This window comes from Eubacterium segne (assembly GCF_014287775.1).
GTDB classification, from domain to species: domain Bacteria; phylum Bacillota; class Clostridia; order Lachnospirales; family Lachnospiraceae; genus Eubacterium_G; species Eubacterium_G segne.
In genome coordinates this window covers 430,762-438,347 of the sequence record NZ_JACOOZ010000002.1, presented here as the reverse complement: position 1 = coordinate 438,347, position 7,586 = coordinate 430,762, and the positions used below count along the sequence as shown (strand labels likewise).

The 7,586-nt window shown below is 35.1% G+C and carries 5 protein-coding genes and 2 pseudogenes; 6 read left to right on the top strand and 1 reads right to left on the bottom strand.

The genetic code is table 11. The features are described 5' to 3' along the window. Positions 1-275: hypothetical protein (locus H8S00_RS13700; RefSeq protein WP_207721403.1), on the top strand; the 275-nt coding region annotated here is incomplete at its 5' end. A gap of 42 nt (positions 276-317) precedes the next feature. On the opposite strand, the pseudogene H8S00_RS13795 reads toward H8S00_RS13700, so the two are convergent. Beyond that, positions 318-407: pseudogene (locus H8S00_RS13795) on the bottom strand (hypothetical protein); the annotation flags it as partial. Between the two features lie 286 nt (positions 408-693). Between H8S00_RS13795 and H8S00_RS04465 the strand changes: the two are divergent. From H8S00_RS04465 to H8S00_RS04445, 5 genes and pseudogenes are all read left to right on the top strand, one after another. Then, positions 694-1,791, top strand: a complete 1,098-nt coding sequence (locus tag H8S00_RS04465) for an endonuclease/exonuclease/phosphatase family protein (protein WP_118588718.1) — start codon at positions 694-696, stop codon at positions 1,789-1,791. A 49-nt stretch (positions 1,792-1,840) separates the two neighbouring features. After that, positions 1,841-2,593 (top strand): exodeoxyribonuclease III, encoded by a 753-nt coding sequence (xth, locus tag H8S00_RS04460; RefSeq protein ID WP_118588719.1) that lies wholly within the window; start codon positions 1,841-1,843, stop codon positions 2,591-2,593. A gap of 90 nt (positions 2,594-2,683) precedes the next feature. Then, a complete protein-coding gene (locus H8S00_RS04455; RefSeq protein ID WP_186840037.1) occupies positions 2,684-4,567 on the top strand; it encodes a carbohydrate-binding protein in 1,884 nt (627 codons plus the stop codon). A gap of 182 nt (positions 4,568-4,749) precedes the next feature. Then, positions 4,750-6,942 carry a CotH kinase family protein gene (locus H8S00_RS04450; protein ID WP_118588720.1) on the top strand — a complete coding sequence of 731 codons (2,193 nt, stop codon included), beginning with the start codon at positions 4,750-4,752 and terminating at the stop codon, positions 6,940-6,942. Between the two features lie 215 nt (positions 6,943-7,157). Further along, positions 7,158-7,562: pseudogene (locus H8S00_RS04445) on the top strand (hypothetical protein); the annotation flags it as partial. Positions 7,563-7,586: the final 24 nt, after the last annotated feature.

The window sequence follows — 7,586 nt, the reverse complement described above, 5'->3', positions numbered from 1 at the left end:
CGGTATTTATGAGGAACATTACACCGATGAAGTGGTTTATCACAGCCATTGCACACATAGGGAGCCCTGTCCAAACGGGAGCAGCACTCCTTCACAAAAGATTTGCACACCTGATTGCACTTCATGCAGGAAGCACAGTTGATGTCGCAAAGAATAATCTTTTCACAGACATTTGTACGTTTGCATCGAAATCTTTGGGTGCAGAAGTTGTGTGGATTATTAAATATCCGTTTGGGGTTAATATCATCCACACGATGAAGGCGTATCTCTTTTGAAATGGTAGTAGGATCTTTGCAAAGATATTTAGCAATCTCTTTGAACGAAAGATTTTCATTTAAAGAGTCTTCAATAAATTTACGGTCTTGTAAAGTTAAATGTTTTTGATTCCCGGGAATAAGGTTTGACATAAGAACCTCCTTTCACCGTCATCAGAAGGCATAGAAAAAGAATACAAAAAGAAGAGGGAATAAGCAATATAATAGAGGAAAATGGTGTGAAAGAGTAAATTCCGTTTATGTAAAAGTAAATTCCACTGTACAGTGGGAGAGTGGAATTTAAAATTTCATTTTAGGGAAGTATAGAAATCTGCTGACATGTTTGCTTCCCCGCCTCCTAATATGTTATACTAACCTCATATTAAATTCATTTATAATAACAGTGAAAATATTTATAGCCTAAAGGAGCAACATACAAATGAAGAAAAAATGGTCAGTTAAAAAGAAAATAGTAGTAACTCTGTTGTCTGTTATTGCGGCATTTTTGTTGGTGGTGATTGTGTATGTTCTATATGTATTTGGAACCTATCACAGAATTAAGGATAAGCAGCTTATTGAAATCAATTCTTTAAATGCCACGGAAGGAAGCAAGGTTAAGACAGGAGTGGAATATACAGCAGGTACTTATAATGTGGGATTTGGTGCATATACTCCGGATTACAGTTTCTTTATGGATGGAGGCAAGTATTCCAGATGCTTTAGCAGGCAGTCAGGTATAGATGCCATTAATGGAGCAGCAGATTATGCCAAAAGTGAAAATCCTGATTTTATGATTTTTGAGGAAGTTGACAGGGATTCCACCAGAAGTTATCACGTAAATCAGGAAAATCTTATTAATAAAAAGTTTCAGGGATATTTTCAGAATTTCGCAGTAAACTATGATTCTGCATATTTATTTTATCCTTTCAATGAACCTATTGGAAAATCATATTCTGGTATTAGTGTTTACTCAAAGTACGAGATAACCTCTGCCCTAAGAAGAAGCTTTCCTATTTCCACATCATTTTCTAAATTGTTGGATTTAGACAGATGTTACAGCGTAAGCAGAGTGCCGGTGGAAAACGGAAAGGAATTAATTATTTACGGCGTTCACATGTCTGCATATGGAAACAGTGATGAAATAAGAGAGGCTCAAACCTCCATGCTTTTTCAGGATATGAAGTCTGAAATGGATAAAGGAAATTATGTTATTTGTGGCGGTGATTTTAATCATGACTTAAAATTAGCAGAGGATGACAGCGTTGAATATGAAAGTTGGGCATATCCATTTCCAAGAAGCAAAATGCCGGAAGGTCTTTCATTTGCCATGGATCAGCTATCAAAGGAAAAGTACGACAGTCTGGCAGATTCTAACAGAAATGATGATACTGAATATATTCCGGGAAAAACTTTTACCTGTATATTAGATGGATTTATTATTTCGGATAATGTGGAAATGACGGATTATACAGTTAAGGATAACGGATTTTTATATTCAGACCATCAGCCGGTATTTATGAAATTTAAATTAAAATAAAGCAGGTGGAATAACAAAACAATTTTCTTATGGAAAGGCAGATTATATTATGAAATTTATATCATGGAATGTAAACGGGTTAAGAGCCTGTGTAGGGAAAAACTTTATGGAGGATTTTGAAAAGTTAGATGCAGACTTTTTCTGCCTTCAGGAAACTAAGTTGCAGAAAGGGCAGATTGACCTTCAGTTACCGGGATATTATCAGTATTGGAATTATGCAGTTAAAAAGGGATATTCAGGAACTGCAATATTAACAAAGCATGAACCGGTTTCTGTTTCTTATGGCATTAATATAGAAGAACATGATTTAGAAGGCAGAGTAATTACATTAGAATATCAGGATTTTTATCTGGTTACTGTTTATACTCCTAATTCTCAAAATGAGTTGGCAAGACTTGATTACAGAATGAAATGGGAAGATGATTTTAGAAAATATTTAAATAGTCTTGCAGAGAAAAAAGGGGTAATTGTATGTGGAGACATGAATGTGGCACACAATGAAATTGATTTGAAAAATCCAAAGACAAACAGGAAAAATGCCGGATTTACTGATGAAGAAAGAGAAAAAATGACTGAGTTGTTAGACAGTGGATTTGTGGACAGCTTCAGATATTTTTATCCCGATTTGGAGTCGGTGTACAGCTGGTGGTCATACAGATTTAAGGCAAGGGAAAAGAACGCAGGATGGCGTATAGATTATTTCCTTGTGTCTGAGGATTTAAAAGAACGAATGAAGGATGCCAAAATTCATACGGAAATAATGGGGTCAGACCACTGTCCTGTGGAACTGGATTTTGAGTAGATAAAACAATTTTTTTTTCCCATTTGGTGGAAATGATTCTATACTTTTGATATACTTAAGGGGTTAAAAAAATCTTTAAGGAGGAAGTAAATGGGGATTTTAAAAAAATGGTCAAAAAGATTTTTGACAGGATTGTTAGCATTTGTGTTGGTTATCGGCTCAATGACCATCACGCCAAAGACAGCTAAGGCAGCAATTTACGCTGATCGGGGAGCTTACGGAGTCGGTGAAGGAAAGAAGATTCCGGATCATATCTTTGCACCTTTTGTGGATATTGTATCTTATGTTTCAGATAAGAATTATTCTTCGGCGGGAACTCTTAGTCTGGAGAAGATGTACAAGGACACGGGGATTTTATATTATAACTTAGGTTTTATAATGACTACTGCAACAGGTGGCATTACAGATGGGGTTATTGACTGGTCATGGGGTGGCTATTCCACATTAAGCGAAAAAGCAACTGATACATGGCAGATTGACGGCATTAAAGAATCTATTAAGTATATCCGTTCAAAAGGTGGCGATGTTATCGTATCTATCGGAGGATTGAACGAGGGAAACTTTTTCCAGAAAACTCAGGATGAAGATATTTTATACAATTCATACATGGATGTAATACAGGGATACGGACTTACGAGGCTTGATTTGGATATTGAAGGCGGTGCTCAGGGCAAACAGATTAATATTGCTAATGCCAGAGCACTTAAGAGAGTTCAGGAAACCACAGGTATAGAAATTGTACTTACACTTCCGGTATTGCCTACAGGATTGACAGATTTAGGACTTGGAACTTTAGAGGCATATATAGAAAATGGTGTGGACGTTAAAATGGTAAACATTATGGCTATGTGCTATGGTAACGCAACTATTTTACCCGGGGAAACTTACGCAGGTGCATCAGTCCGTGCTATTGATAATACAGCAAGTCAGATTTTAAGTACATACAAAAATAATGGAAAGTCACTTAGTACTTCGCAAGCATATGAAAAGGTTGGAGTTACAGTTTCCATAGGAGAGGAAAGTGCAAGTTTCCCAATCTGGACTACTGATTATTCAAAGGTCGTAAATGATAAGGCAATAAAGGAAAATATTGGAATGACATCTTTTTGGTGCTTAAACCGTGATTGTCAGCAGTATGGCGCTAATAAGGGAATTACGGGAATGTATGAACATACCAATGTATTTAAAACCTTTATGGGGGATAATGCATACACAATTCCACCGGCAGGTTCAGATGGAGATTATGAATTAGATGGTGAGGTTATTAAGGAATGGAAGAAGGGTACAGCGTATTCCCAGGGTGATAAGGTTTTATATAATGGAAAAATATGGCAGGCATCATGGTGGACGCAGGGAGATACTCCGGGAGTTGCCACAGACAATGGTTCGGAGCCTTGGAAATATTTGCAGGATGCAACAGGAAGTGAAAAACCTACGGAACCGGAGACTACTCCGCCGGAAAGCACTAATGTTAAATTAGAAATTAATGGATGTCAGATAAGTACCACAAAGGAAGGATACAGGGTAATTTATTCTCTTGAAGATTCTGACAGTGAAGTGGAAAATTTTGGCCTTATATACGGATTATCAGTAAATGATTCGGATATGGTTATTGGAAGTACAAATAATGCCGTAGTAAATTATCAGGCAAGTGATGCCGGAAGAATGGACAATAATTATGGCAGTTATCCAATGGGACAAAGTTATGCCATGACTATGACTTTTATTAAAAATGCTTCGTTTTATAACAGTAATATAAGTGTCAGAGCATACGCAAAGTTAAAAAATGGTAATTATGTGTATGGCAATGTTAAGAAGATTAAAATATATGACATTGCAGATTATTTGTACCAAAATGCATTAATGAGCAATAATGCAGGTCATATATATTTGTATGATAATATATTAAAGGTTGTAAATGGAAGTTACAAAAAAATAGATTTTGATTTTAAAAATATTATTATAAAATATTAATGGTTAATTAGCATAAAATGAGGCTTTTGCTTTTGGGCATTATGCCTCTTTTTATTTTTGTGTATTTAATTTATTAAAAAAAATACAATACTCTGATACAATTATATCAATGAGATGAACGGGTTAAATTAAATATAGGAAGTGCAATATAGGATAAAACAAAATGAACGGAGGAAAGGATTATGCTTAGAAAATTCCTAATTACAATGACAGCATTTTTGATTGTCGTTTCAGGGGCGTTGTGTAATGGAAAAAGCGTATCTGCTAATGAACAAAGGAAGCCGGGAGACATTCGTACGATTTATGTCACTACCGATGGAACCACCATAACTAAAGAAAAAAAGGTTCCGGCGCAGATTACCGTGGTAGATAAAGAAGGTGGAGATTTGTATGAAGATAATGCAATTTATGACACAATAGAGTCTGATGGAACAATTAAGGTAAGAGGAAATTCAACAGCAGTGGCTGATAAAAAGCCATTTAATATTTCATTCTCAAAGGCTAAAGATGTGTTTGGAATGGGCAAGGCAAAGAAATGGAGTCTATTGGCAAATGCCTTTGATAAGTCTTTAATTAGAAATCGTCTTGCCATGGAATTTGCCACAAATTTAGGACTTAAGTACACAAGTAAAAGCACGTTTGTTGATTTATACATAAATGATGTTTATTACGGAAATTATCTGCTAATTGAATCTGTGGAAGTGGGGGAAAGCAGAGTAAACATTAATACTGAGGATTCAAATGATGTTCTTCTTGAAAAGGAATATGACAGAACAGAAGAGGGACAGACTTATCTTAGAACCATAAGATATGGAATAAGGTTTAATGTAGGTGACCCGGAAGGGCTTTCGGAAGATACGCAGCAGTATAAGCAGACCCTTACAGTGTTAAACAGATTTGAAACAGCATTGGAAAATGGTGATTTTGAGGAAATATCTAAGTTTGTGGATGTAAAATCATTTGCTAATTTTTATATTGTAAATGAATTGTTTAAAAATGTAGACTTTAATTACAGCTCCACAAGGTTTTACATAAAAGACGGTGTGTTGTATGCAGGACCATTATGGGATTTGGATTTGTCCGGCGGAAATGCCAATCCGGTGAATTATCCTACTTATTTTGAAAATGGTGACAGCAGTAAGGGATTATGGTGTCAGCAGTTTACATGGTTTAAAAAACTTATGGAAATGCCGGAGTTTTATAATATGGTGTCTGAACGTTACAGTCAGGTATCAGGACTTATTTCAAATATGATTTATGGAAATACCGGCAATTCAATTAATTGCATAACATCTACATATAAAAATTCTTTTGCAAGAAATTATCTTCCAAAGAAAAATGGTGGTGCAGGATGGAGTGTAACCAACAAAGACAGCGCTGATGGCATTAGTTACGCAGGTACTGCTAAGTGGAAGGATTATAATAGTGCAATTGAATATTTAAGACAATGGTTAATAGACAGAGATAAATATTTAAAATCCCAGTTTGCAGGTGGTAGAGATGCTACACCTAAAAAGAATATAACAGTAACTTACAATGAAAGTGCAGATGATATTGTTCTTGATGGAAATCCAAAAGGAAATCAGGCAATGATTGGGTCGTATTCATGGACAGATAAGGATTATCAGTGGTTGGGATTTGTTAACTTTAAGGGACTGGCAGACAGCTCTTATAAATATCTGGTAATAAGATATACCGGTGATATTTCTACATTCAGGTTGGAATTTAGAGGTAAGTCAGGCAGTGATGAGATTAAGTCAAAGCCATACTGGTTTAAAAATGTATATTATGATAATAATTTTGTATCAGCAGATGAAAAGGTATTATCTTTATATGATACAGATAAGTTGTTAATAATAGATTTGGAAAAATCAGGCTTAGATTTGGGCAAATATAATTTAGGTTTTCATATGCATATGGCAGCATCAGAATGTAGGAATGGTGAACTTACCATAAGTGATGCACGTCTGGTAAAATCTGTAGATATAAAGGTGACAGGTGGAGAAGAAACTACAAAAGAACCTCATACCACAAAGCCTGCATCTAAACCTACAGCTACTTCCGGAACATCAACAAAGGTTACAAGACCAAAAGCTACATCCATTAAATCTATTAAAAAAGCTAAGAAATCATTGAAAATAAGCTGGAAGAAGATTAAGGGAGTAAAAGGATATCAGATACAGTATTCTACCTCTAAGAAGTTTAAAAAGGCAAAGACAGTTTTAATCAAAAACTATAAAACAACTTCAAAGACCATAAAGAAGTTAAAACAAAAGAAAAAATATTATGTGAGAATAAGAACATATTATTGTGTAAAAGGAAAGAGAGTTTATTCATATTGGTGTAAGGTAAAAACCGGAAAAACAAGAAAATAGGTTTGTACGACTAATTTATAAACGGATTTCAGAATATATTCTAAAAATGCTCAAATAATAATACTTACCAACAAGTTATACATATGTAAAAAAATGGACATTTAAATTTTTTTTAATAAGTGATAATGTCGAAACGTGGAGGTAAGTAATATGGGAACAATGACACACAAAATTGACAGGTTGCTTAAGGAAGTTAATCCAAATGTATTAAAAACAACGGCACATTAGTAGACGAAAAATTGTGTAAACAAATGCAGGAAGTGGGTAATTTCTATCTTGCCATAAGTCTTGAAGGTTTTGAGGGAGTTAATGATTTAAGACGTGGTGAAGGCGTGTATGGCAAAGTTATGAAAGCAATGGACCTGGAATTTTTACTATGGATTTCCAAAATGATGGAGAGTTTGTTGGCGGATGTATTGCAGGAGGAAGGAATTATTTTCATATTAATGCCAATGGTGAAGGAAACAAGGGCTAAGTCAACAGACCTGCAATCACCGGAGACGGTAGAGCATTTGTGCGGAAAATGTAGTGAATATGCAAAAGAGTGGGCAGGAGTTGCCGACAAAATATGGAAAGAAACTGATTATAAAAAGCCTTCTTATGAGAATTATAAGAAATAAATTTGCCAATTTTCAAAAAAGTGC

Coding starts and splice junctions, on each gene's coding strand:
- xth (WP_118588719.1), top strand. CDS start 1,841: ATGAAATTTATATCATGGAATGTAAACGGGTTAAGAGCCTGTGTAGGG.
- H8S00_RS04450 (WP_118588720.1), top strand. CDS start 4,750: ATGCTTAGAAAATTCCTAATTACAATGACAGCATTTTTGATTGTCGTT.
- H8S00_RS04455 (WP_186840037.1), top strand. CDS start 2,684: ATGGGGATTTTAAAAAAATGGTCAAAAAGATTTTTGACAGGATTGTTA.
- H8S00_RS04465 (WP_118588718.1), top strand. CDS start 694: ATGAAGAAAAAATGGTCAGTTAAAAAGAAAATAGTAGTAACTCTGTTG.